This is a genomic window from Betaproteobacteria bacterium (genome assembly GCA_016713305.1).
Taxonomy (GTDB): Bacteria; Pseudomonadota; Gammaproteobacteria; order Burkholderiales.
This window is the reverse complement of the sequence record JADJPK010000004.1, coordinates 724,608-747,688: the sequence shown is the minus strand read 5'-3', so window position 1 is coordinate 747,688 and position 23,081 is coordinate 724,608. Positions and strand designations below refer to the sequence as shown.

At 65.3% G+C, this 23,081-nt stretch carries 15 protein-coding genes and 2 pseudogenes; 6 read left to right on the top strand and 11 right to left on the bottom strand.

Annotated elements, in window-relative coordinates:
* Positions 1-64 precede the first annotated feature (64 nt).
* A complete protein-coding gene (locus IPK20_04175; GenBank protein MBK8015980.1) occupies positions 65-1,522 on the bottom strand; it encodes an efflux transporter outer membrane subunit in 1,458 nt (485 codons plus the stop codon).
* Positions 1,519-2,763, bottom strand: a complete 1,245-nt coding sequence (locus IPK20_04170; protein MBK8015979.1) for an efflux RND transporter periplasmic adaptor subunit — start codon at positions 2,761-2,763, stop codon at positions 1,519-1,521. The genes IPK20_04175 and IPK20_04170 overlap by 4 nt, the downstream gene beginning before the upstream one ends.
* Before the next feature lie 136 nt (positions 2,764-2,899).
* Between IPK20_04170 and IPK20_04165 the strand changes: the two genes are divergently transcribed.
* On the top strand, positions 2,900-6,061 hold the full coding sequence (locus tag IPK20_04165; protein MBK8015978.1) for an efflux RND transporter permease subunit: 3,162 nt from the start codon (positions 2,900-2,902) through the stop codon (positions 6,059-6,061).
* A gap of 45 nt (positions 6,062-6,106) precedes the next feature.
* On the opposite strand, the gene IPK20_04160 is transcribed toward IPK20_04165, so the two are convergent.
* The 5 genes and pseudogenes from IPK20_04160 to IPK20_04140 form a co-directional block, all read right to left on the bottom strand.
* The gene (locus tag IPK20_04160) at positions 6,107-7,612 is read right to left on the bottom strand and encodes a hypothetical protein (protein ID MBK8015977.1); all 1,506 of its coding nucleotides are present in this window, start codon (positions 7,610-7,612) and stop codon (positions 6,107-6,109) included.
* 237 nt (positions 7,613-7,849) lie between these two features.
* Positions 7,850-9,371 (bottom strand): annotated as a pseudogene (ubiB, locus tag IPK20_04155) (ubiquinone biosynthesis regulatory protein kinase UbiB).
* A 35-nt stretch (positions 9,372-9,406) separates the two neighbouring features.
* Positions 9,407-9,976 carry a hypothetical protein gene (locus tag IPK20_04150; protein ID MBK8015976.1) on the bottom strand — a complete coding sequence of 190 codons (570 nt, stop codon included), beginning with the start codon at positions 9,974-9,976 and terminating at the stop codon, positions 9,407-9,409.
* A 19-nt stretch (positions 9,977-9,995) separates the two neighbouring features.
* Positions 9,996-10,727: a bifunctional demethylmenaquinone methyltransferase/2-methoxy-6-polyprenyl-1,4-benzoquinol methylase UbiE gene (gene ubiE / locus IPK20_04145; protein MBK8015975.1), complete on the bottom strand. Its 732-nt coding sequence runs from the start codon at positions 10,725-10,727 to the stop codon at positions 9,996-9,998.
* Positions 10,720-11,166 (bottom strand): DUF971 domain-containing protein, encoded by a 447-nt coding sequence (locus IPK20_04140; protein ID MBK8015974.1) that lies wholly within the window; start codon positions 11,164-11,166, stop codon positions 10,720-10,722. Before IPK20_04140 ends, ubiE begins: the two co-directional genes overlap by 8 nt.
* A 128-nt stretch (positions 11,167-11,294) precedes the next feature.
* Here IPK20_04140 and IPK20_04135 point away from each other — a divergent pair, with 128 nt between their 5' ends.
* The 5 genes from IPK20_04135 (at position 11,295) to IPK20_04115 (ending at position 16,861) form a co-directional block, all read left to right on the top strand.
* Positions 11,295-12,470: a ChaN family lipoprotein gene (locus tag IPK20_04135; protein MBK8015973.1), complete on the top strand. Its 1,176-nt coding sequence runs from the start codon at positions 11,295-11,297 to the stop codon at positions 12,468-12,470.
* Positions 12,470-14,497 (top strand): M1 family peptidase, encoded by a 2,028-nt coding sequence (locus IPK20_04130; GenBank protein MBK8015972.1) that lies wholly within the window; start codon positions 12,470-12,472, stop codon positions 14,495-14,497. The genes IPK20_04135 and IPK20_04130 overlap by 1 nt, the downstream gene beginning before the upstream one ends.
* Before the next feature lie 67 nt (positions 14,498-14,564).
* Positions 14,565-15,254, top strand: a complete 690-nt coding sequence (gene phoB / locus IPK20_04125) for a phosphate regulon transcriptional regulator PhoB (GenBank protein MBK8015971.1) — start codon at positions 14,565-14,567, stop codon at positions 15,252-15,254.
* Positions 15,255-15,522: 268 nt separating this feature from the next.
* Positions 15,523-16,593, top strand: a complete 1,071-nt coding sequence (locus tag IPK20_04120) for a DUF3329 domain-containing protein (protein ID MBK8015970.1) — start codon at positions 15,523-15,525, stop codon at positions 16,591-16,593.
* On the top strand, positions 16,559-16,861 hold the full coding sequence (locus IPK20_04115) for a hypothetical protein (protein MBK8015969.1): 303 nt from the start codon (positions 16,559-16,561) through the stop codon (positions 16,859-16,861). The genes IPK20_04120 and IPK20_04115 overlap by 35 nt, the downstream gene beginning before the upstream one ends.
* Positions 16,862-16,881: 20 nt before the next feature.
* Here IPK20_04115 and IPK20_04110 read toward each other — a convergent pair whose 3' ends face one another.
* From IPK20_04110 to IPK20_04095, 4 genes and pseudogenes are all read right to left on the bottom strand, one after another.
* Positions 16,882-17,703: a class I SAM-dependent methyltransferase gene (locus IPK20_04110; protein MBK8015968.1), complete on the bottom strand. Its 822-nt coding sequence runs from the start codon at positions 17,701-17,703 to the stop codon at positions 16,882-16,884.
* Positions 17,704-17,802: 99 nt separating this feature from the next.
* A complete protein-coding gene (locus IPK20_04105; protein ID MBK8015967.1) occupies positions 17,803-18,228 on the bottom strand; it encodes an HIT family protein in 426 nt (141 codons plus the stop codon).
* A pseudogene (locus tag IPK20_04100) lies at positions 18,225-22,067 on the bottom strand (FAD/FMN-binding oxidoreductase). Before IPK20_04100 ends, IPK20_04105 begins: the two are co-directional and overlap by 4 nt.
* Positions 22,068-22,274: 207 nt before the next feature.
* Positions 22,275-22,973 (bottom strand): DUF4197 domain-containing protein, encoded by a 699-nt coding sequence (locus IPK20_04095; protein ID MBK8015966.1) that lies wholly within the window; start codon positions 22,971-22,973, stop codon positions 22,275-22,277.
* Between the last annotated feature and the right edge of the window lie 108 nt (positions 22,974-23,081).

The following is a 23,081-nucleotide window of genomic DNA, read 5'->3' as shown; positions in this document are numbered from 1 at the left end:
CCGCCAGGCCCGGGACAGATGTCCGCGACCGCGGCCATGGTCCGCGGGTCCGGCCTCGCGACAACTAGGGGGACAAGGCCGCGGACCGTGCCGGTTCCGCGGAACGCGCTTCCCACCCCCCGCCCAGCGCCTTCACCAGTGACACCGTGGTCACCATCTGGTTGCCACGCACTGCCAGGGCCTCCCTGTCGGCGCGGAGTCCCGAGCGTTGCGCGTCGATCACCTCCAGCACCGTGACCAGCCCGGCCCGGAAGCGCGATTCGGCGATGCGGACGGCTTTCGCGGCGCTCGTCCGGGCGCCCTCCTGCAATCGCGCCTGATCGTCCAGCGAGTGCAATGCCGCCAGCGCACCCTCCACCTCGCGGAAGGCCCTCAGCAGGCGAAGCCGGTACTGCGCTACGGCTTCGGCGTGGATCGCCTTCGCCCGTGCCGCATCGAAGCGCAGCCGACCTGCATTGAATACCGGCTGGAACAGCGAAGCTCCCATGGACCAGATGAGGCTGTCGCCCTGCAGGAACTGGGACAGTTCGCCACTCTCGAAACCGACGCTGCCGGTCAGGCGGATGGCCGGGAAGTAGGCGGCCTGCGCGACGCCGATGTCGGCATTGCGGGCCACGAGACGGCGCTCCGCTTCGACGACGTCAGGCCGGCGTTCGAGCAGATCGGCCGGCAATCCGACCGGGACGACAGGGGGAACCCCGGCGAAGGACGATTCGGCGACATGGAAGCCTTCTGGAATCTCCCCCACGGCGCTGGCCAGGGCAAGTTCCAGATCGTCGCGGCGCCTCCTCGCGTCCTCGGCTGCCGCTTCGGTGAGCGCCAGTTCCGTGTCGAGTCTGGCCACGTCCAACTCCGTGGCAAGACCGCCATTGCGACGGGCCACGGTGAGGTCCCGGGCACGCCGCTGCAGACTGAGGTTCGCTCCGATAAGACGTCTTTCTTCCTCGGTCTGCCGCAGCCGCAGATACAGCGTCGTGATCTCCGCTTCCAGGGAGAGCGCGACCGTCTGGTATTCCGCGAGTGCCGCGTCCGCCTGGGCGCGCGCAGACTCGTTCAACCGCCTTACCCGGCCCCACAGGTCGATCTCGTATCCCGCCGTGATGGGTGCACGGTACAACCCGCTCTGATATTCGTGATTGCCCGGACGTTTCTCGGGCTGGTCGGGCCGGTTGCCCGAGGCACCGAAACGCCCGGCAGTGGCGCCCACTCCGACGTCGGGATATTGAAACGACCCGGCGACACCGGGGATCGACCGCGCCTGATCGATTCGGGCGACATGGATGGCCAGCGTGGGACTGCTGCGGCGCGCCCGCTCCTGCAGATCGTCCAGGACTGGATCCTGGAACAGACGCCACCAGTCGCCACGCGCGATGAGATCGGAGGGGGCCGCCTGACGCCACGGCCCCGTGTGCTCGAACGTTTGCGGAACCGGAAGCGGCGGACGCTTGTAGTCCGGACCCATGACCGTGCACGCACTGGAAGCGAACAGCGTGCAGACGGCCAGGCACCGCCGGGCGATCATGGCTTCGTGCCCGCCGCCGGTCTTGCGTCCTTGGGGGCCTCCTTCTCCTTCTCCTTGTCCTTGCTCTTGTCGGCCGGTACCGGCGCAGCCACCGCGGTCACCCTGAGGCCGTCCACGATGTTGTCGCGCGGATTGTTGATGACACGCTCGTGATCGTTCAGTCCTTCCAGGACTTCCACTTCCTTGCCGAGATCCCGCCCCAGCTTGACCTTGCGCATCTGCACCACGTCCGCGTCACCGATGACGGCCACCTGCAGACCGTCGCCGCTCACGAGAAGGGCATTCACCGGAACAAGGAGGGGAGGCTCGGCGTACTTCACGTGCAGCCTGACCTGTCCGTACATGCCGGGGAGAATCCGGTGCCCGGGGTTGTCCACCTGAAGCTCGGTCAGCAGGGTGCGCGTGGCGGGGTCGAAGGCTCCGGAACGCCGGACGACCTTCGCCGCGATGGGTTTGGAACCCAGTTCCGACACGAACAGTTCGGCTTCCGCCCCCGGCGTCGCGGCGGCCAGCTGGCTCTGGGGAACGCTCACGAAGATCCGCATCGTGTCGTCCTGGGCCATCTTGTACATCCACGGCACCGTGTTGAGACTGCCCGCCGTCACGAGCGATCCGATCTCGACGTTGCGCGCCGTGATCGTTCCGTTGAAAGGAGCGGTGATGCGCTGGAAGCTCTTGTGGCTCTCGAGCTGCCGCACCTTGGCCGTCGCGGACGCGAGGTCGGCCTCGCGCGCGGCGAGGGCGCCGAGCCTCTCGTCGACTTCCTGCGACGAGACCGCTTCGTCCTTGACGAGAGCCCGGTAGCGGGTGGCCGTGGCGCGGGCGAGATCGAGCTGCGCGCGGATCTGCCCGAGGTTCGCCCGGGACTGCTCCAGTTCGCGGTCGAGTTCCGGTGCCTCGATCTCCACCAGGAGTTGGCCGCGCGTGACCCTGTCGCCGATCTCGGCTGTCCACTTCTTCACATAGCCGCTCGTGCGCGCGTGCAGGGTCGCCTCCTGCATGGCCTGCAGCGTCGCTGGAAGCGTGACGTGGGCGGAATCCTTGCCGCGCTTTGCTTCCACGTAGCTCACGCGCGGCTTCTCGGCCTGCGGTGCGGCGGCGGCGATCGCGGAACGGTCGGGCGCCTGTCCCACCAGGACCGCGGCGGCGGCGATCGTCGCGACAGTGAGGGCAGCACCCCCGGAACCTTTTCCAGTGTGAAGCCAACGACGCAGACGTTCCACGGCGCGCAGAGCATTCATGGGCAACTTCCTCCTCCAAGATCGCTTGCCGGACAAGTGCGGATGGAGCTCGCACATCGGATCTTGTTGTAACAAAGCTTTCACCGTACTGTAACAAACGAGAGGCGGCGAGCAAACGCCTCCATGGGAGGTTGCAATGTGGCTCGTGCGGTTGGCGCTCCTGCGCCCTTACACGGTGATGGTCGGGGCGCTGGCAATTCTGCTGGGTGGCATCGTCGCCATCGTCGGCGCGCCGGGAGTCCGACCGATTCCGAAGGACATCTTTCCCGAGATCACCGAGCCGATCGTCACGCTGATCTGGCAATACGTGGGCATCCCGGCGGATGCATACGAGAAGCAGGTCACCGTCTTCTCCGAACAGCAGATCAATACCACCGTGAGCAACGTGCGGCGCATCGAGTCGCACACGATCTACGGCAAGAACGTCATCCGCATCTACTTCCAGCCCAACGTGCGGATCGACCAGGCGATGGCGGAGATCACGGGGACCTCGCAGACGATCATCCGGCGCATGCCGCCGGGACAGACCCCTCCGCAGATCGTGCAGTACAACGCTTCCAGCGTGCCGATCCTGCAGATCGCACTGGGAAGCGACACCCTCACCGAGCAGGAACTGTACGACCAGGGACTGTGGCTGGTGCGGAACGAAGTGGTCCCCGTGCAAGGCGCCACCGTTCCCCTTCCCTACGGCGGCCGGCCGCGCCTGGTGATGATCGACGCCGAGCCGGACAAGATGCAGGCCCGCGGCATCACCGTGAAGGACATCAACGACGCGCTGAACCGCCAGAACGTCAATCTGCCCACCGGCTCCACCCAGATCGGTTCCCGCGAATACATCCTGGGACTGAACAACAGCCCGGAGAAGATCGCCGAGATCGCGCATCTCCCGGTCAGGACGATCGGCGACAAGGTCATCTACATCCGCGATGTCGCTTCCGTGCGCGACGGATTCAACGAGCAGACGAGCCTCGTGCGCCACGACGGCCGCAAATCGAGCCTGCTCACGGTGCTGAAAAGCGGCGGTGCTTCCACGCTGGACATCGTTCGGCAGGTGCGCGAACGGCTGGGCCGCGTGAATCTGCCGGAAGGTCTGAAACTGTCCTTCCTGTTCGACCAGTCGGTGTTCGTGGTCAATGCCATGAAGGCGGTCGTGACCGAGGGTCTGCTGGCGGCAGGCCTGACCGGCCTGCTCATTCTGCTGTTCCTGGGCAGTTGGCGGTCCACCGTGATCGTGATGACGACCATTCCCCTCGCCGTGCTGCTTTCGATCGTCCTGCTGGGGGCGTCGGGATACACCCTCAATCTGATGACGCTGGGCGGTCTGGCGCTCGCGGTGGGCATTCTTGTCGACGATGCCACCGTGAGCCTCGAGAATACGCACCGCCACCTCGCCATGGGCAAGCAGATGACGGAATCCATCCTCGATGCCGCGCGCGAGATCGTCGTGCCTGCATTCGTGTCCATGCTCTGCATCTGCGTGGTGTTCCTGCCGGTGCTGCTCCTGACGGGTGCCGCGAAATACCTCTTCATTCCCATGGCGCTCGCGGTGGTGTTTGCCGTGGTCTCGAGCTACCTGCTGGGCCGCACGGTCGTGCCGGTGATGATGCGCAGGCTCCTGCGGGAACATGCCGACGCGCCGCACAGCGGCTGGCATGCCTCCTTCGAGCGGGGTTTCGATCGCTTCCGGCGCGGTTACCTCGGGGTCGTCGACGCGGGCCTGCGGCGGCCGGTGGTCGTTCTCGCGGGATTCGCCGCGCTGCTGATATCCACGGGCGTCGTTCTGCCCAGGGTGGGGCAGGACTTCTTTCCGACGGTCGACGCAGGACAGATCCGGCTCCACGTCAACGCGCCCATTGGCACGCGCATCGAGGACACCGGGACGATCTTCTCGCAGGTGGAAGACGAGATACGGCGCATCGTCGACCCCGCCGATCTCGACGTCATCATCGACAACATCGGCATTCCGCCGTCGACCAACCTGGCCTATAGCGACAACGTCACCATCACCTCCAGCGACGGAGAGATACTCGTTTCGCTGAAGGCCGAACATGCGACCGGGACGGCAGAGTACGTCCGGCGCCTGCGCGAACGGCTGCCCCGGGCGTTCCCGGACTGTCTGTTCTACTTTCAGCCGGGCGACATGATGAACCAGATCCTCAACTTCGGATTGCCGGCGCCCATCGACGTGAAGCTGCTGGGCGGCGATTACAGGAATCACAAGCTGGCGCAGGCGCTGGCCGACAAGATGAGCGCCATCCCCGGGGCCGTGGATGTCCACGTGCATCAGGTGATGAATCAGCCCACGCTCAAGATCGACGTGGATCGGCCGCGTGCCGCGCAGCTGGGGTTCACGCAGCGCGAGATCGCCGAGAACTTCCTCATTTCCGCGAGTTCCAGCGTGGTGGTGACGCCGAATTACTGGAACGATCCGAAAACCGGGAGGCCGTATCAGGTCGTGGTCGTGCAGCCGCACTTCACCACGCTGGACTCGGTGGATGCCGTCCTCTCCATACCACTGCCCGGCCGTGGCCAGTCTCCCACCATACCGCTCGGAAACGTCGCCACGGTCAAGCGTGCCTCCGTGCCCGCGATCATCAACCACGTGAATACGGAACTGGCCTTCGACGTGTACGCCAACGTGCAGGGCCGGGACCTGGGCGGAGTGGCTGCCGAGGTGAAGAAGGTCGTGGAGGAGTTTCGACCCAAGGCGGAAGCACAGAAGAACAACACCCGCATCGAGATCGCGGGCCAGGCGGAAAGCATGCGTGATTCCTTCACGCGCATGGGCGCTGGCCTGGTCTTCGCCGTCCTGCTGGTCTACATGCTGCTCGTGATCAACTTCCAGTCGTGGACCGATCCACTCATCATCGTGAGCGCTCTGCCCGGCGCGCTGTGCGGGATCGTATGGATGCTTTTCGCAACCGGCACGACGCTCAACGTTCCTTCACTCATGGGTGCGATCATGGCCATGGGTGTGGCGACCGCCAACAGCGTGCTGCTGGTGTCGTTCGCCAACGAGAGATTGGCCGACGGGCTGCCGCCTTCAGCGGCTGCGCTGGAAGCGGTGAGCACGCGGCTGCGCCCCGTGCTGATGACTGCCTTTGCGATGATCGTGGGCATGGCGCCCATGGCCAGCGGATTGGGGCACGGAGGCGAACAGAACGCGCCTCTCGGCAGGGCCGTCATCGGCGGCCTGGTGCTTGCCACCGTGGCGACCCTGCTGCTCGTGCCGGTCGTGTTCTCTCTGGTGAGAAGGCGGTTCGTGCGGCAGGCGCGACTCGCCGACATCGGGATGTGATTCGGGGCAATCCGCGGCATCCGGACTGCCCCGGGACTGGAACGGTCAGAAATCCAGCGCGGCCCGCATCGTAAGGGCGCGCTCGTGTTCCGTCGTCACGTTGCCCGTGGCGAAACGGACCGGATTGCCGAACTCGGTATCCACATAGTCCAAGATGAAGCGCACGTTGGGGTTCACGATCCACTTCGCCTGGAAGGTCCAGGCGGTGGCCTGATTCGAAGCTGCCGTTGCCGAGCTCAGCACGCCGGTACCGGCTGCGTTGGCGGTCGTGAAATCGCTCCCGTTGAACGCGCTGTAACGCAAGCCGAGCTCGAAGGCGCCTGTGCCGGTGCCGCCGGGGGTGAAGTTGGTGAAGGGCACGATCCGGCCGAAGACGCCGTTGCGATAGGCGTCGGCGTATCTTTCTCCGGTCACCATCCACAGGACGCTCACGTAGTGGCTCTCGATGTCGCGATCGTAGGCGACGTTGGCGGCGGACCGTCCCCTGTAGTTGACGTTCATCCACTCGCCCTGGAACTTGAGCGGCCCCAGCGCGACCACGCCCTCGAGTCCCATGCGCATCCGGTCCACACCCGTGCCGGTGAACGCGTTGGTCGAGAAGAAGCTGCCGCCATTGCGAGGCTCGGTTCCGACCGAGAGTGTTCCCGGAGCGATGGTGCCCTGCGAGTAGGACGCGCCCAGATGGTAGATGTTGCGGCTCTGCGCGCCGAGGAACTCGGCGAAGTTCGCCGAGACACGTCCGATCACGTCCGGCCGGTCGAACTGAGGCGTGGTCTCGATGTTGTTCTTTCCCTGCCCGGTGGACAGCGCGAGCGCGTACGTCGTTCCGGGCATCGGCACACCGTGGAGCATCATCCCGCGTTCCTTGGCCGGCGCGCTCTTGTTGACGAAGGACCTCTCCTGGAAGTCGATGAATCGCGAACTGGTCAGTTCCTCGATGGTCATGGGCATCTTGAACTGGCCGAAGCGCAATTGCGCGCGGTCGCTGAAGGCCAGGTTGAACCAGGCGACATCGAGCGTCGTCGTGGACTGGGCGAAATCCCCCGTGACGTCCCAGGTGATCCACTCGTTCCACTTGCCGGACAGGGTGAGGTAGGCGCGGCGGATGTCGAAGGTGCTGGACGCGGAATCGTCGAAGAACGACCGGTAGTCGGCGTGGATGCGGCCGGAGAGGCTCACCGCGCTCGCGCGGTCCGGCGTCTCGAAGACGAGTCCATTGTTCCAGCGGAGGTTGTAGTACGACTTGCGGGCGTTCTCCTTCTCCTCCTCCTGGGCACGCTTCAGCGCCTGACGGCGGCGTTCCGCGCGGGCCTCCGCGCGGCCTTCCGGCGTGTTTCCGGACAGCTCGTCGTATTCGGCTTCGTCGATGACGCCCTTGTCCTTCAGCTTGTCCAGAAGTTCGGTCATCTTGTCCTTCTTGACGGCCGGCTCGGCGGAGCTTTCTTCCTGAGCCAGGACCGTCTGGCCGAGGTTCAGGCTCCCGGCGAGGAACGCAAGCACGGCGAGGCGCGCGGGGGTGAGGCGGTTGCACGATGGATGGGGTCGGAACATGAATCCTGTCTCCTGGCTGAGGGGGGCCGTGCCAGGCACCCGAAGGCGCCCGCAGTGGCAGCGGAACGCCCTGGATTGTGTTCAGACGATGTGAATCTTTTGTGACGGCGGGGCGGCAGGTTCATGACAGATGTCCGCCGGTCGTGGCCGGAGCGTCCCGGGAAGCCCCTGACCAGGGAACGGGACGAACCCGACCAGGGAACGAGACGAACCCGACCAGGAAAGCCGATCGGAGCGCTATCTCGACAGGAGAACGCCCACGAGGACCGCCGTGATCGCCAGAAGGGCCGCAAGCCCGGTCAGCCAGCGGGTCTGGCGTTTCTGCTCCTGCAGCATCCGCCGGAGCGCCGCTTCCAGTTCGTGAGGAGACGGCTCCGACAACGCGCGGTGCACGAGCCGCGGCAGCTGCGGTATCGCGCTCGCCCAGTACGGGGCTTCCTCGCGCGCGCTGCGCCACCATCCGCGCCACCCCACCTGCTCCGACATCCAGCGCTCGAGGAAGGGCTTGGCGGTCTTCCAGAGGTCCAGATCGGGATCCAGCTCCCGGCCCACGCCTTCGATGTTGAGCAGAGTCTTCTGCAGGAGCACCAGCTGCGGCTGAACTTCGAGGTTGAACCGGCGGGCTGTCTGGAAGAGTCTCAGCAGCACCTTGCCGAAGGAGATCTCCTTCAGCGGCTTGTCGAATATCGGCTCGCACACCGCCCGGATGGCGGATTCGAATTCGTCCACGCGCGTTCCGGGCGGCACCCAGCCCGCATCGACGTGCGCCTGCGCCACGCGGCGGTAGTCGCGGCGGAAGAACGCGAGGAAGTTCTGGGCGAGGTAGTTCTTGTCGACGTCGGTCAGGGTGCCCATGATGCCGAAATCCAGGGCGATGTAGCGGCCTTCGGGACTCACCAGGATGTTCCCGGGGTGCATGTCGGCATGGAAGAAGCCATCCCGGAAGACCTGGGTGAAGAAGATCTCCACTCCCATCCGCGAGAGCTTCGGAATGTCGATGCCCTGGTCCCGGAGCGATCGCACCTGGGAGATCGGCGTTCCGCATGCGCTGCATCACCATCACTTCGGTGTAACACCAGTCCCAGTAGATCTCCGGGACCGACAGCAGATCGGAACCCCGGAAGTTGCGGCGAAGCTGGCTTGCGTTGGAGGCCTCCCGCAACAGATCCAGTTCGTCGTGCAGATGCTTCTTGAACTCGCCTATCACTTCCCGCGGGCGCAGCCGGCGCCCATCGGCCCAGACCGTTTCGATCAAGGTGGCGGCCGTGTCGAGGAGCGCCAGGTCGCGCGTGATGATGCGTTCGATGCCCGGCCGGAGAATCTTGACGGCGCACTCGCGCCCGTCGGGCAGTACCGCGAAATGGACCTGGGCGACGGATGCACTGGCCACGGCTTTCCGCTCGAAGGAAGCGAACACCTCGTCGACGGGTTTGCCGTACACGCGCTGCAGCGTTTCCAGCACCTGCTCCGTGGCAAAGGGGGGCACCCGATCTTGCAGCCGTGCAAGCTCGTCTGCGATGTCCACGGGAAGAAGATCGCGTCTCGTCGACAGTACCTGGCCGAACTTCACGAAGATGGGTCCCAGGTCTTCGAGGGCCCGGCGCAGGCGGGCCCCTCTGGGCAGATCGAACTTCCGCCAGAACGTGGCGGCCCGCGTGAAGGGTCGCAACCAGCGCAAGGACGAATGCGCCAGAACGAACTCGTCCAGCCCCGATCGCGTGGCCACCACCAGTATCCTGGCCAGTCTTGCCCACTGCATCACGACGGTTGCCGGCCGCATCGGTTCGAGGCCCGTCAGCGGCCGAGCGCCGCGATACGCTGTTCGAGGCGAGCCACGGCATCCCGCAGAGCGTCGACGTCCTCGGCGAAGGCGTTGAGTTCCGCCTGCGGCGGAGTCATCCGGCCTTCCTCGGTGAGGTACTCGCTCGCGGCCAATCCCGCGCGCAATGCGGAGTCGCGGGAGGCGCGACCGGCGGAACGCAGCAATTCACCGATGCGATGGGCGAGGACATCGCCCGTGATGCGCGACAGATCGTCCTCGTAGTCCCACTGCAGATTCGAGGCGACGTGCCACATCGCTCGCGCCAGTTCGTCATCGCCTTGGGTGCGTACCTCGGACCTGGCCGAAACGTCTCCGGCAACGATGCGGGCAGCGGTGAGGAGGTCCAGCGAAACCGTCAACGATGCGGTATCGGGGTCTGTTGCGGCATTCACCATGCCATCAGGGCCGATCGCCAGGCGCAGTCGCGACGGACCCAGTTCGATCGCGACGATGGCGCCCGCGAAGGGCTCCAATGTCTTGCGGGCCCATCCTGCGGGTTCCAGCAGATGGTTGACGGCAGCGGCTGCCTGTCGATTCAGCATGAGCGGCCGGGGACTGGATTCAATCGACCCAGCCGCGGTGAACGGCCACGACACCACCCGACAGGTTGAAGTACTCGACGCGGGACAATCCGGCCGCTTCCATCATTTCCTTGAGTTCTTCCTGGCCCGGGTGGACGCGGATGGATTCCGCAAGATACCTGTACGCATCCCTGCTGCCTGCGATGAGCCCGCCGAGGACCGGGAGCACGGTGAAGGAGTACGCATCGTAGAGTGGTGCGAGCGGTTTCCACACCCGCGAGAACTCCAGCACGACCACTTTGCCGGCCGGGCGGAGCACCCGGCGGAACTCGGAGAGGGCGCGGTCCTTGTGGGTCATGTTGCGCAGGCCGAAGGCCACGCACACGCAGTCGAAGATGCCGTCGGGAAATGGCAGACGTTCCGCGTCGCACTGGACGGCAGGAACGACGAGGCCTTCGTCCACCAGGCGATCCCGGCCCGCACCGAGCATGGCGCCGTTGATGTCGGTCAGCCATACGCTGCCCTCGGTGCCCACACGGCGGGCAAAGTGCCGGGTCATGTCGCCCGTGCCCCCCGCGACGTCCAGCACGCGTTGACCCGGACGCAGGAGACAGGCGTCCGCAGCGAAACGCTTCCACAGGCGATGCAGTCCCGCCGACATGAGGTCGTTCATCACGTCGTAGCGGGGCGCGACCGCCTTGAAGACGTCGGCGACGCGGTGAGCCTTGTCGTCCTCGTCGACCTGGCGGTAGCCGAAGTGTGTCTTACTCATCGGTAGGCGGATTCTGAAAACGTGGCGGGACCGCGGAGCGGGAAGCGCCGAACTTGTGAAGGTTCACGGCGCCCGCCGGGTCCCGGGAAGCGCCCGCGGCCTGCAGCCGTTCCAGGTATCCCTGCCACAACCGGTCTTGGGATGTGCCGAGTTCGTGAAGGTAGTCCCAGGAATAGAGCCCCGTGTCGTGGCCATCGGTGAACACCAGCTTCACGGCGTAGGCGCCGACGGGTTCCACGGCGGAGATGTTGACGTCCTTCTTGCCGGCCTGGAGTACTTCCTGGCCCGGCCCATGACCGCGAACCTCGGCCGACGGACTGAACACCCGGAGAAACTCGCAAGGAAAGCGGAACCGGTTTCCGTCGTCGAAGGCCACTTCGAGCACACGGGACGCTTGATGAAGGACGATGTCCGTCGGTCGGCTGCTGGTCGAGGGCATCGGTAAGAAAGCAAGCGGATGGAAGAGGATCGGGGAATCGGATGATACCCTTTCGACGGCCTGCGACATCGGCCGCCCGCTGCGGGCCGGCCGGAGATGCGCGGCATGTCATGAGGATCGAGCCGAAGATGTTCCGTCTCCTGATCGTTGTTCCGGTGGCCCTTTTCGTCCTCTGCGCTTCGCCCCTCATCCGTGCCCAGGATGACGGATGCCCTCCCCCTGGAATGTGGACCGTTCCCGGTGCGCCTGACAGGGCTCCCCTCGTCACGGCGGATGTCGTGTCCATTGCGTTGAACGCGCAGGTCGTCCTGCTGGGCGAGCGGCACGACAGCATGGATCATCACCGTTGGCAATTGCAGACCCTGGCGGCTCTCTCGGCGCAGCCCGGTCCGCTCGTCCTTGCCCTGGAGATGTTCCCGCGCGAAGTGCAACCTGCTCTGGATCTCTGGATCGCGGGCGAGCTCACGGAAAAGGAATTCCTGCGCGAGTCCGGCTGGTCGCGCCATTGGCGGTTCGATCCCCAGCTCTATCTTCCGCTGTTCCACTTCGCCCGCATGAATCGAATTCCGATGATTGCGGTGAACGTGGATTCCGCGCTCATCCGGCGTGTCGCAGAGGAGGGCATCGACGCGGTTTCCGAACTGCGTGCGATGGGCATTTCGCGGCCGGTGGCTCCTTCGCAATCCTATCGTGACTACCTCAAGGGCAGCTTTGTCCAGCACCCGGGCGCGGCAACGGAACAAGGTGAAGGCGCGCGAGAAGAAAGGTTCCACCGGTTCGTCGAGTCCCAGCTCACCTGGGACCGCGCCATGGCGACCGGCATTGCGCAGGCCCTGCAGCGATATCCTGGCAGACGGGTGGTCGGCGTCCTCGGAAGCGGGCATGTGATCCACGGTTGGGGAGTGCCTCGCCAGCTGAACGATCTTGGCGTGTCCGGGGTCGTCACGCTGCTGCCCTCCGATGCGCACGGACAGTGTGCAGACTGGCCATCCGGCTACGCGACAGCGGTTTTCGGTGTCATACCGGGCAAGGATCCCGCGGCAGTCCCCCCCAAGCTCGGTGTGTGGCTCGCCCCACACGATCAGGGAGTATCCATCCGGGACGTCGTGGAAGGCAGTGTCGCGGCGGCCGCCGGCCTCAGGGGAGGTGATGTTCTGATGCAGGTGGCGGGCAAGCCGTGTCGGCAGTCGGAGGACGTGATCGACCGCGTTCGGGCGCAGCCACCCGGATCGTGGTTGCCGATGCAGGTATTGCGCGACGGCCAGGTGCTGGAGGTCGTCGCGCGGTTTCCGGCTGAGCCGTGATGAGAGGAGAAGTCCTGCGGAGCGCGGCAAGCCTGTTCCTGGTCATCGCGCTGTCCGCTGTGGAGGTCAGGGCGATCGAGGAACAGGTCGTCGACGTCGACTTCGAAGTGACTCTGGATCCCGTCTCCCGGTGGCTGGATGCACGGGGCAGGGTGGTCGTCCCTGCCGGAGAGGCTCGCATGCTCCGTCTGGCAGCGCCTCTGGACGGTGAAGCCAGAGCGGATGGACGTCTCCTGGTTCAGGCAGATCCAGGCGGGGCGGCCCGGAAATGGATCGTTCCGGCGTCGACCCGCCCCACCGAGATCGAAGTCTCGTGGCAGGGGCAGCTCGCAGCGGTCGAGCCCGGGATCGACCACCGGCAGACGCTGGGGCCGACGGCTGCGGCCTCCGGTATCGAAGGAACGTTTCTGCCCGCTTCGTCGGGGTGGTATCCCGGCGTCGACGGTCTTCTCATGCGTTACCGGCTGACCTTGGTCCTGCCCCCCGGGCAAAGGGGGCTGGTACCCGGGCATCTCGAAGAGGAGCGGTTCGAAGACCGCCGCACCACGGCAAGGTTCGAGTTCGCGCAGCCGGTGGACGGCATCGATCTGATGGCGGGCCCGTATGTCGTTCAGGAGCGGATGGTGATGGCGTCGGGTGGCCGGCCGTTGAGACTGAGGACGTGGTTCTTTCCCGGCATGGAGGATCTGGCTCCGGGCTACCTCGATTCGGTCGCCGGTCACATCGAGCGTTACGAAGCCTGGATCGGACCCTATGCGTTCGACGGTTTCAGCGTCGTGGCGAGCCCCACGCCCACCGGGTTCGGCATGCCGGGTCTCACCTACCTGGGAAAGGACGCGCTCCGGCTGCCGTTCATCCGTTCCACGTCCCTGGGTCACGAAGTGCTCCACTGCTGGTGGGGCAACGGCGTCTACCCGGACCCGTCGGGAGGAAACTGGTCGGAGGGCCTGACGACCTTCATGGCCGACTACCGGTACAAGGAAGATCAGGGACCCGAGGCTGCCCGGGCCGCGCGCGCCGGATGGCTGCGAGACATCGCAGCCGTTCCGCCCGGGCAGGACGGCGCCCTCTCCGAATTCCGGTCCCGGACCCACGCCGCCTCCCAAGTGCTGGGTTATCAGAAGGCCGCCATGCTGTTCCACGTGCTGCGGGAGACCATCGGAACTGCTGCTTTCGATGCCGGCGTGAGGGACCTGTGGCAGCGGTTCCGGTTCCGGCGGGCGCGCTGGGAAGATCTGCGCGATTCGTGGTCGAAGGTCTCAGGCACGGATCTCGACGATTTCTTCAGCGCGTGGCTCGACACATCCGGTACTCCGGTGGTCCGCATGGACAACGCCCGGACCATCGATATCGCGGGTCGAGCCGGTGTGCGGTTGATCCTACGTCAGGAAGGCGCTATCCGACCCGTCCGGGTCCCCGTGGCTGTCCGCGCACCTGGCAAGGAAATGCGCATTGCCGTGACATCAAGCGCACAAGAGGAAACCGTGGAAGTGGTCACTGGCTTCGAGCCTGCCGAGGTGATTCTGGACCCCGACGCCGACGCTTTGCGGCGGCTGTCTTCGCGGGAAGCGCTCCCCATCCTTCGGGATGTCATGGCGGCCGAACGGCCAAGTCTCCTGGTCCTGTCGCCGGACGAGTCGTACCGCACGGCGGCGGGAACGCTCGCCGAGCGTTTCGCCGACACGGCGCCGCGACCCGTCCCGGAGTTCGACTCCGCGGCTGGCGCAGCCATCATCGTCGGGCCTGCTTCGGCCGTGGCCGGATTCCTTGCCCGGCATCCCGGGATCAGTCATCCGCCGCTTCCTTCGTCCAAGTCTGCCCGTGTGTGGACGGCCCAGTCGCCCGCCGGCAGCATCGTCGTCGTGGAAGCCGACGAGATGGCCGATCTTCGGACGCTCGGGCGTCTGCTGCCTCACTATGGCGGTCAAAGCTGGCTGGTACTGGAAGGCGGCCGCGTGATCTCTCGTGGCGTCTGGCCATTGAAACCGCAACGAATCGAGCTCACGCGATCGCCGGCCTCGCCCTGATCGGTCACGGTTCTGCAACAATTTGTTCATATCATCCCGTCGACGTTGTCGAAGTCGGGAGACATGCATGGCGGCCACGATTCTCGTTGTCGAAGACGAACCGGCGATTCAGGAACTCATCTCGTACAACCTGCGGCAGGCAGGGCACCAGCTGCTCAAGGCGGAAAGCGCCGAGCAGGCGTTTTCGCTGGTCCAGGGGGAACTCCCCGATCTGGTCTTGCTGGACTGGATGCTGCCCGGGATGTCCGGTGTCGAATTCGCGCGGCGCCTTCGGGCAGACCGGCGGACCCGGCAGATACCCATCATCATGCTCACGGCCCGTTCGGATGAACAGGACAAACTGACGGGCCTGGAGACGGGCGCGGACGATTACGTGACCAAACCGTTCTCTCCGCGGGAACTCAATGCCCGCGTCAAGGCGGTTCTGCGCCGGCGGGCACCCCAGATGACCGACGATCTCGTGCGCATCGGCGATCTCGAACTGGACCCGGCAAGCCATCGCGTCACGGGTGCCGGACAGCCAGTGGATCTCGGCCCCACGGAATTCCGGCTTCTCCACTTCCTGATGACCCACCCGGAGCGGGTGCATTCGCGCGCGCAGTTGCTGGATCAGGTATGGGGAGACCACGTCTTCGTGGAAGAACGGACCGTCGACGTGCACATCCGGCGTTTGCGCAAGGCGCTGGAACCCGTCAGCCTCGACAATCTGGTGCAGACCGTGCGGGGCACCGGCTACAGGATGTCGGCGTCGCTCTGAACGTCCTGGTGCCCGAACCCGGTGCGATAATCAAGGCGGTGAAGCAAGGTCTGATCGACATGCGCGGGAAACGCGCTGCCGTCGGAAGTTCGCGATGGCAGAACGGGAGCAACGCCCAGCATGGACCTTCGGCGCGACCGCGCACTTCGACCGTCCTTCGACCCACAGGGGGTGACCATGGCCAGCGTGTCAGCCGGCAGCGGACCCGCGGGAAAAACCCGATGACGGGCGCCCGGCCCTCCCATGGCACCGTCGCAAGGTGTTCACCGTGAACAGGCCCTGGCGGCGCCCTGCTGCCGTCATCGGTTCCATTCTCGGCCTGGGCGCCCTGCTGTGGCTCGTGGCCGGTCCGGTCGCCGGCCTGCTCCTGACCACGGTGCTGCTCGCAGGCATGTTATTGCACCAGCTGTATAACTTCTCGCTGTTCCGGCGCTGGATCCTCGATCCCAAGGCAGAGAACTTTCCCGAAGGCAGCGGCCTGTGGGCGCTGGCCTTTTCGCGGCTGTTGCGGATGCAGAAGACCCAGGCGCAGACGGAGGCGAGTCTCCAGGAAGCGCTTACCCGCTTCCAGAAAGCGGGGGCTGCGCTACCGGAAGCGGTGATCATTCTCGACGAGAACAACAGCCTGCAGTGGTGCAATCCGCGGGCGAACGTTCATTTCGGGCTGGACGCCCGTCGCGATCGCGGGCATCAGGTGACCAATCTGCTTCGCCAGCCGCAGTTCGTGGACTATCTGCAGGGCGACGATTTCTCGGCTCCTCTCGTCATGAAGGTGAACCCGGGTGGAATGGAGACCATCCTGTCGGTTCAGGTCGTGCCCTACGGGGACCATGAAAAGCTGCTGCTGGGCCGCGACATCACCCGCGGAGAGCGGCTGGAGACCATGCGACGGGACTTCGTCGCCAACGTCTCCCACGAACTGCGTACGCCCTTGACCGTTCTGACGGGTTTCCTGGAGACGCTGAGCGACATGCCCGAAGCGGACCCGGACATGATGCAGCGTTCGATCAAGCTCATGACTCAGCAGGCGGTGCGAATGAGCCGCCTGGTGGAGGATCTGCTGACGTTGTCGCGGCTGGAAAGCACCAACGCGCCGCCGCGGGAAGAGGACGTCCACGTCGCCGACCTGCTGCAGCAGCTGTATCAGGATGCCCTTGCCCTGTCGAACGGCCGGCACGAGATCCGGGTGAGGATCGAGACGCCGAACGATCTGCGCGGGAATTTCGAAGAGCTTCGCAGCGCGTTCGGCAACTTCGTCAGCAACGCGATCCCCCGAACACGGACAGATCGACATCTGCTGGAAGGTGTCGTCGGGAAGCCCGGTCTTTTCGGTGCGTGATACGGGGTTGGGCATCGAGCCCCATCACATCGACCGTCTGACCGAGCGGTTCTACCGGGTGGATCGGAGCCGCTCGCGGGAAACCGGCGGAACGGGGCTGGGACTCGCCATCGTCAAGCATGTGCTGTCACGTCACCAGGCCCACCTCGAAATCGAGAGCGAGCCGGGCAAGGGAAGCGTCTTCCGCGCTGTCTTTCCGCCGGAACGGATGGTTCAGGCCATTCTTCCGTCCCCCTCCCGATCCATGGCGAATTCAGCGATCCGCTAGTCGCTCACGGCCGCGAACGCTCAGTCTCGCGAGGCGATCACCAACGGTTGATAGAACCCGCTCTCTGCCGGCATCCGCCATTGCGTCTGCAGAAAGCCGGCTTGCCGCAGTGCCGAGGTCAATTCCGCGCGGCGCAGAGCCCGGAAACGGGATACGTAGTGGCTTGTCGTGTAGCCCTCCGCCGCGCTCTTCACGAAGAACTGATTCACGGCGTAACTGCGGCGGTCCTCTGTCCAGTCCCACACCTGGAAGGCAATGCGTCGCCCTCCTTCCCCGTCGAACACCCTGGGCATGGTGCCCGCGGGGAGCGCCGATGTCGCCGCGGATCCCATGCCGGGCAGTCCCGGGTCCGCAGGCGAGCCTTGCGGCTCCAGCAGCCGATCGTAGTCCCGGATGCTCACCACCAGTCGCCCCCCCTGAACGAGCCGGGATCGCATTTCGTGCAACGCATGGACGAGATCCGCATCATCGATGAGGTGCGCGATCGCATTGTCGCAGCACACCACCACGTCGAATTGTTCCGGAACCTCGCCGGAAAGCGACTGGAATGCCGCGACACCGAAGGTCAGCGTGGCACCGAACGCTTCTGCTTCCGAGCGGGCTCGAGCCACCGCGGCCGGGCTCAGATCGGTCGCGTGGACTCGATGACCCTGGAGCGCGAGACCGATCGCCTGGGTCCCTATGCCGCACGCGCAGTCCAGGACACGGAGCGGCTGTTCGTCCACACGCAGCAGACGGTCCAGAGTCGCGCCCTGTGCACGTACCTCCGATCGCCAGTCGCCGAACATGAGGTGGTATTCCGAGGCCATCCGGTCGTAGAAGCCAAGGACCGACTCGTTCACTGCGTCATCTCCTGCAAAGCGAGGCCCATCGACGTGGTCTTCCACTGCAAGCCTGCGCCGGGTGCGGGATGAAAATGGCGGTGGTGGGACATCCTGATTTCAATTCCCAGGACCGAGGGCAGAAGCGAAGTGGCTGCGCAGACGTTCCGGCGCATCGTTTGCGAGCGCATGCGGCTGCTCACGCACACGCGTCCCCCAGACGGGGCTGGGAAAATGCGGATCGTCGCCAAACCGCGGAATGACGTGCCAGTGCAGATGAGGCACGACGTTGCCGAAGCTCGCCAGATTGATCTTGTCGGGGGAAACGACCGTGCGCAGCGCCTGTTCGGCCGCGAACACCGCCTCCATCAGCCTGACCCGATGTTCCGGCGGGAGATCGGTCATCTCTCGCACGTGCGCGCGCCATACCACCCGAAGAAACCCGGGGTAATCCGGCTCGGGCGCGAGCACGATCCGGAGAAGTTCGTCCCGCCACAGGATCTCTCCCCCGGCGGACTCGCAGAACACGCAGCCTCCGGCACTCACAACAGCACCCTCTCGATGCCCCCGCGGTTGGCCTGTTCCACGTAGGAGTCGAGCCAGTTCTCGCCCAGCACGTGACGGGCGATCTCCACGACGATGTAATCGGCCTGCGTGCCGGAATCGTCGTTGTAGCGCGAGAGTCCCTGGAGGCAGGATGGACAGGACGTGAGCACCTTGATCTCGCCTGGGAACCCGTCTTCGCGCAGACTGCCCGCGACCTTGCGCATCTCTTCCTCCTTGCGGAAGCGGACCTGAGTCGAGATGTCGGGGCGCGTCACCGCGAGGGTCCCGGATTCGCCGCAGCAACGCTCGCTCGGCTTCACGTCCGAACCCATCAGGCGGTTCACGACCTTGATGGGGGCATGCGTCTTCATCGGCGTGTGACAAGGGTCGTGATACATGTATCGCGTGCCGGTCACGCCTTCGAGCTTCACGCCCTTTTCCATCAGGTACTCGTGAATGTCGAGCAGCCTGCAGCCAGGGAAGATGCGGTCGAACTCGTAGCCCGCCAACTGATCCATGCACGTGCCGCACGAGACGATGACGGTCTTGATGTCCAGATAGTTGAGCGTGTTCGCGACCCGGTGAAACAGCACCCGGTTGTCCGTAGAAATGGCCTGGCCCTTCTGCGTCTCGCCGGCGGATCGTTGCGGATAGCCGCAGCACAGATATCCCGGCGGAAGCACCGTGACGGCGCCCACGTGGTAGAGCATCGCCTGGGTGGCCAGGCCCACCTGACTGAACAGGCGCTCGGAGCCGCATCCCGGGAAATAGAAAACGGCATCGGCGTCGTCGCCCGCCTTGCGCGGATCCCGGATCACCGGGACGATGGTCTTGTCCTCGATGTCCAGCAGCGCGCGCGCCGTTTTCCGGGGGACGGAACGCGGCATGGGCTTGTTCAGGAAGTGAATCACCTGGGCCTTCACTTCCGGCCTGCCCAGCGTGGCCGGCGGCTGCCTCGTCTGCCGCTGGATCAATCCGAGACGTTTCGCCCACGCGTGCCCCGCTCTCTGGGCGCGGTAGCCCCAGTCGATCATCGCCGTGCGGACGAGCTTGATCGTCGCCGGATCGGTCGCATTGAGGAAGAACATCGACGCGGCTGTTCCCGCGTTGAACTTCTTCTTCCCCTGAGCGCGGAGGAATCCCCGCATGGCCATGGAGACATCGCCGAAATCGATGTCGACCGGGCACGGATTCACACACTTGTGGCACACGGTGCAGTGATCGGCGACATCGCCGAACTCGTCGAAGTGCATGAGCGAGATGCCGCGCCGGGTCTGTTCTTCGTAGAGGAACGCCTCGATCAGCAGCGAGGTGGCCAGTATCTTGTTGCGGGGCGAATAGAGCAGATTCGCCCTTGGCACGTGCGTCGAGCACACCGGTTTGCACTTGCCGCAGCGCAGGCAGTCCTTGATCGAATCGGAGATCTCTCCAATCGCGCTCTGCTCCAGGATCAGGCTCTCCAGCTCCAGCAGGTTGAAGGATGGGGTGTAGGCCTTGTCCAGATTTGCCCCGGCCATCAGCTTGCCTGCATTGAAGCGGTTCTGCGGGTCCACCTCCGCCTTGTAGGCGCGGAAGGCCTCGATCTCGCCGGGCTCCAGGAAGTCGAGCTTGGTGATGCCGATGCCGTGTTCGCCCGAGATCACGCCACCCAGCGACTTCGCCAGCACCATGATGCGGCCCACGGCGGCGTTCGCCGCCTGCAGCATCGCGTAGTCGTCCGAATTGACGGGGATGTTCGTGTGGACGTTTCCGTCGCCCGCGTGCATGTGCAGCGCCACGAAGACACGGCTCTTCAGGACCCGCTTGTGGATGGAGTCGATCTCCGCCCGGATCGCGTCGAAGGCGCGGCCGTCGAAGAGCTGCATCAATGCTTCGCGGACCTCCGACTTCCACGACACCCTCAGCGAATAGTCCTGCAGCGTGCGAAACACGGTGCGATTGGCGAGCTCGCCGGATCCGCGAAGCGGGTCGGAAGGCGTGTCGCGCGCGGCGAGGAACCGGGCGTACCCGCCCGCCGGTTCGTCCAGGTTTTCCAGCAGCCATTGCCAGCGTTCCCGCGCATCGCGGCACACGCCGATGGCGTTCTCGGGCAATCCGCCAAGCAGATCGGCCGCGGAGATCGCCTCGCCGCTCAGGTGCACTGACAACGGACCGCCGAAGAAGCTCTCCAGCTCGCCCATCAGCGCGATCTTGTTGCGCAGGGAAAGCTCGATATTGATGCGTTCGATCCCGTCGGAGTATTCGCCCAGGCGTTCCAGCGGGATCACGACGTCCTCGTTGATCTTGAAGGCGTTCGTGTGCTTGGCTATTGCAGCGGTGCGCGCGCGGTCCAGCCAGAACTTCCGGCGATTCTCCGGCGATACCGCGATGAAGCCTTCACCGCCGCGCGCGTTGGCGATGCGGACAACCTGGGAGGCAGCGCCGCCCGCCGCGTTCTCGTCATCGGAGGCGATGTCGGCCAGCAGCACCATCTTCGGGCGGACACCGCGCTTGGCCTTCGTGGCGTATCCGACGGCCTTCACGTAGCGCTCGTCCAGGTGTTCGAGGCCGGCGAGCACCGCGCCCCCGGGCCGGGCATCCATGTGACGCTTGATCTCCACGATGGACGGTACGGCATCCCGGACCTGTCCGAAGAATTCCAGACATACCGTGCGCACGTGCCGGGGCATGCGATGCAGTATGAAAGAGGCCGATGTGATGATTCCATCGCAGCCTTCCTTCTGCACGCCGGGAAGGCCCGCGAGGAACTTGTCGGTGACGTCCTTGCCCAGCCCTTCCTTGCGGAAACGGGATCCGGGGATCTCCAGGATTCGCGCTTCTCCCTCCGGCGTCCGCCCGTCGGAGCGGAATCTGCGAATGGCGAAGCGCGCCAGGGCGGCATCGTGGATCTTGCCGAGGTTGTGATCCAGCCGGGTGATCTCGACCAGATGTCCGGCGGGGTCCACCATGCGCCAGGAGGCGAGATTGTCCAGCGCAGTTCCCCACAGGACCGCCTTCTTGCCGCCCGCGTTCATGGCAACGTTGCCGCCGATGCACGATGCGTCCGCGGAGGTCGGATCCACGGCAAAGACGAGGCCTGCCGCCTCGGCGGCTTCCATCACGCGGCGCGTAACGGCGCCCGCGCCGCAGTGGATCGTCGGAGTGGCGCCGGCCGTTCCCGGAAGCACCACATGCTCGATCGGCGAGAGCCGGTCCAGTTTCTCCGTGTTGATCACGGCCGAACGTTTCGTGAGCGGCACCGCCCCGCCCGTGTAACCCGTGCCGCCGCCTCGCGGAATGATGGTGAGATCGAGCTCGATGAGGGCCCGGACCATCTCGGCGACCTCATCCTCGGTGTCCGGATACAGCACGACGAACGGGTATTCGACCCGCCAGTCGGTGGCATCCGTGACGTGGGACACGCGGGCGAGCCCGTCGAACGCGATGTTGTCCTTGCGCGTCGTCCGGGCGAGCCGACGGAGCGCCTTCTGGCGAAGGGCGGCGACGTCTTCGAACTCCTGTTCGAATGCGCGCACGGCCTCGCGCGCCAGGCCGAGCAGTTCGGAGACGCGCGGGTCGTCGCTGGTCCTCCGTTTCTCGATCTCGTGCAGCCGATGATGGAGCGCCTGCACGAGGGCCGCACGTCGCGGGCGATTGGCCAGCAGATCGTCCTCGAGATACGGGTTGCGGCTCACGACCCAGATGTCGCCGAGAACCTCGAAGAGCATCCGGGCAGAGCGGCCCGTACGCCGCTCCTCGCGCAGATGGCCCAGCAGATCCCAGGCGCGAGCGCCGAGCATCCGGATCACGATCTTCCGGTCGGAGAACGAGGTGTAGTTGTAGGGAATTTCCCGCAGACGCGCGATCGTGTCCGGGGCGAGATCGACGAGATTCAAGGAAGAGGGACTCGATTCAGGGGAAGAGGATTGTATCGGACGATGTTGCGCCACCGCATAGGCGCGAAACGCCTCGCGAGGTGTTCCGGCGACCCCGTCCGGCAATGAAGAACGGCGCGGCCAGGGCGGCCCGGGAAACGGCGTCCCCGGAACGGCCTCGCGAGATCCGCTCTACTGCGGCAGGAGCACCCCGAATACCTTGCGTACGAGTTTCTTGCCGCTGTCCAATGGATTGGCACGAATGGCCTTCTCCTCCTCCGCGACGGTCGCGTACAAGCCGTCCAGGGCCTTTCGCGTGACATAGTCGTCGAGATTCGCGTCCTCCCCACGTACCAGCCCGAACGCGACGCCCCGGGCCGCGAAGCGGTTGTAGTAGTCCGCGAGCTTGAGTTTCTTCGTGGTCCGGCTCACGATCGGGAGGAAGCGTTTCGTCAATTCCTCCTGGGTCTTCGCGCGGAAGAAGCTCGTCGCGCTGTCGTCCGGACCGGTCAATATGTTCTTGGCGTCCTGGATCGTGAGCGTGCGGACGGTGTTGAGCAGGAGCGCCCGGGCCTCCGGGACCGCCTGCTCGGCGGCCCGATTCATGGTCGTGACGAGTTCGTCCGCCTGCTTGCCCAGCCCGACCACCCGCATGCCCTTTTCGACTTTGGCGAGGCTTTCCGGCAGGGGAATCCGGATCTTTTCGTTGCCCAGGAATCCATTGTCCTGTCCCAGGCGGGAAACCGCGTTGGCTGCTCCGATCTCCAGGGCCTGTCTCAACGCGCTGGCCACTTCCTGATCGCGCAATTCTTCCAGGGAGACGGCCTGGCTCGGGACGGCGGCGAGCGAAAGGGCGGCGAGGGTAAGCCAGTGAAGTAACGCGGATCGCATGTCGGTACCGGAGCAGGTGGGGGTCCCCGAACTTACGACAGCCCATCGGAGCATGCAACGCGGCGCCGCCAAAAAAATAGGCGACTCTAAGGTCGCCTTAAATCGCGT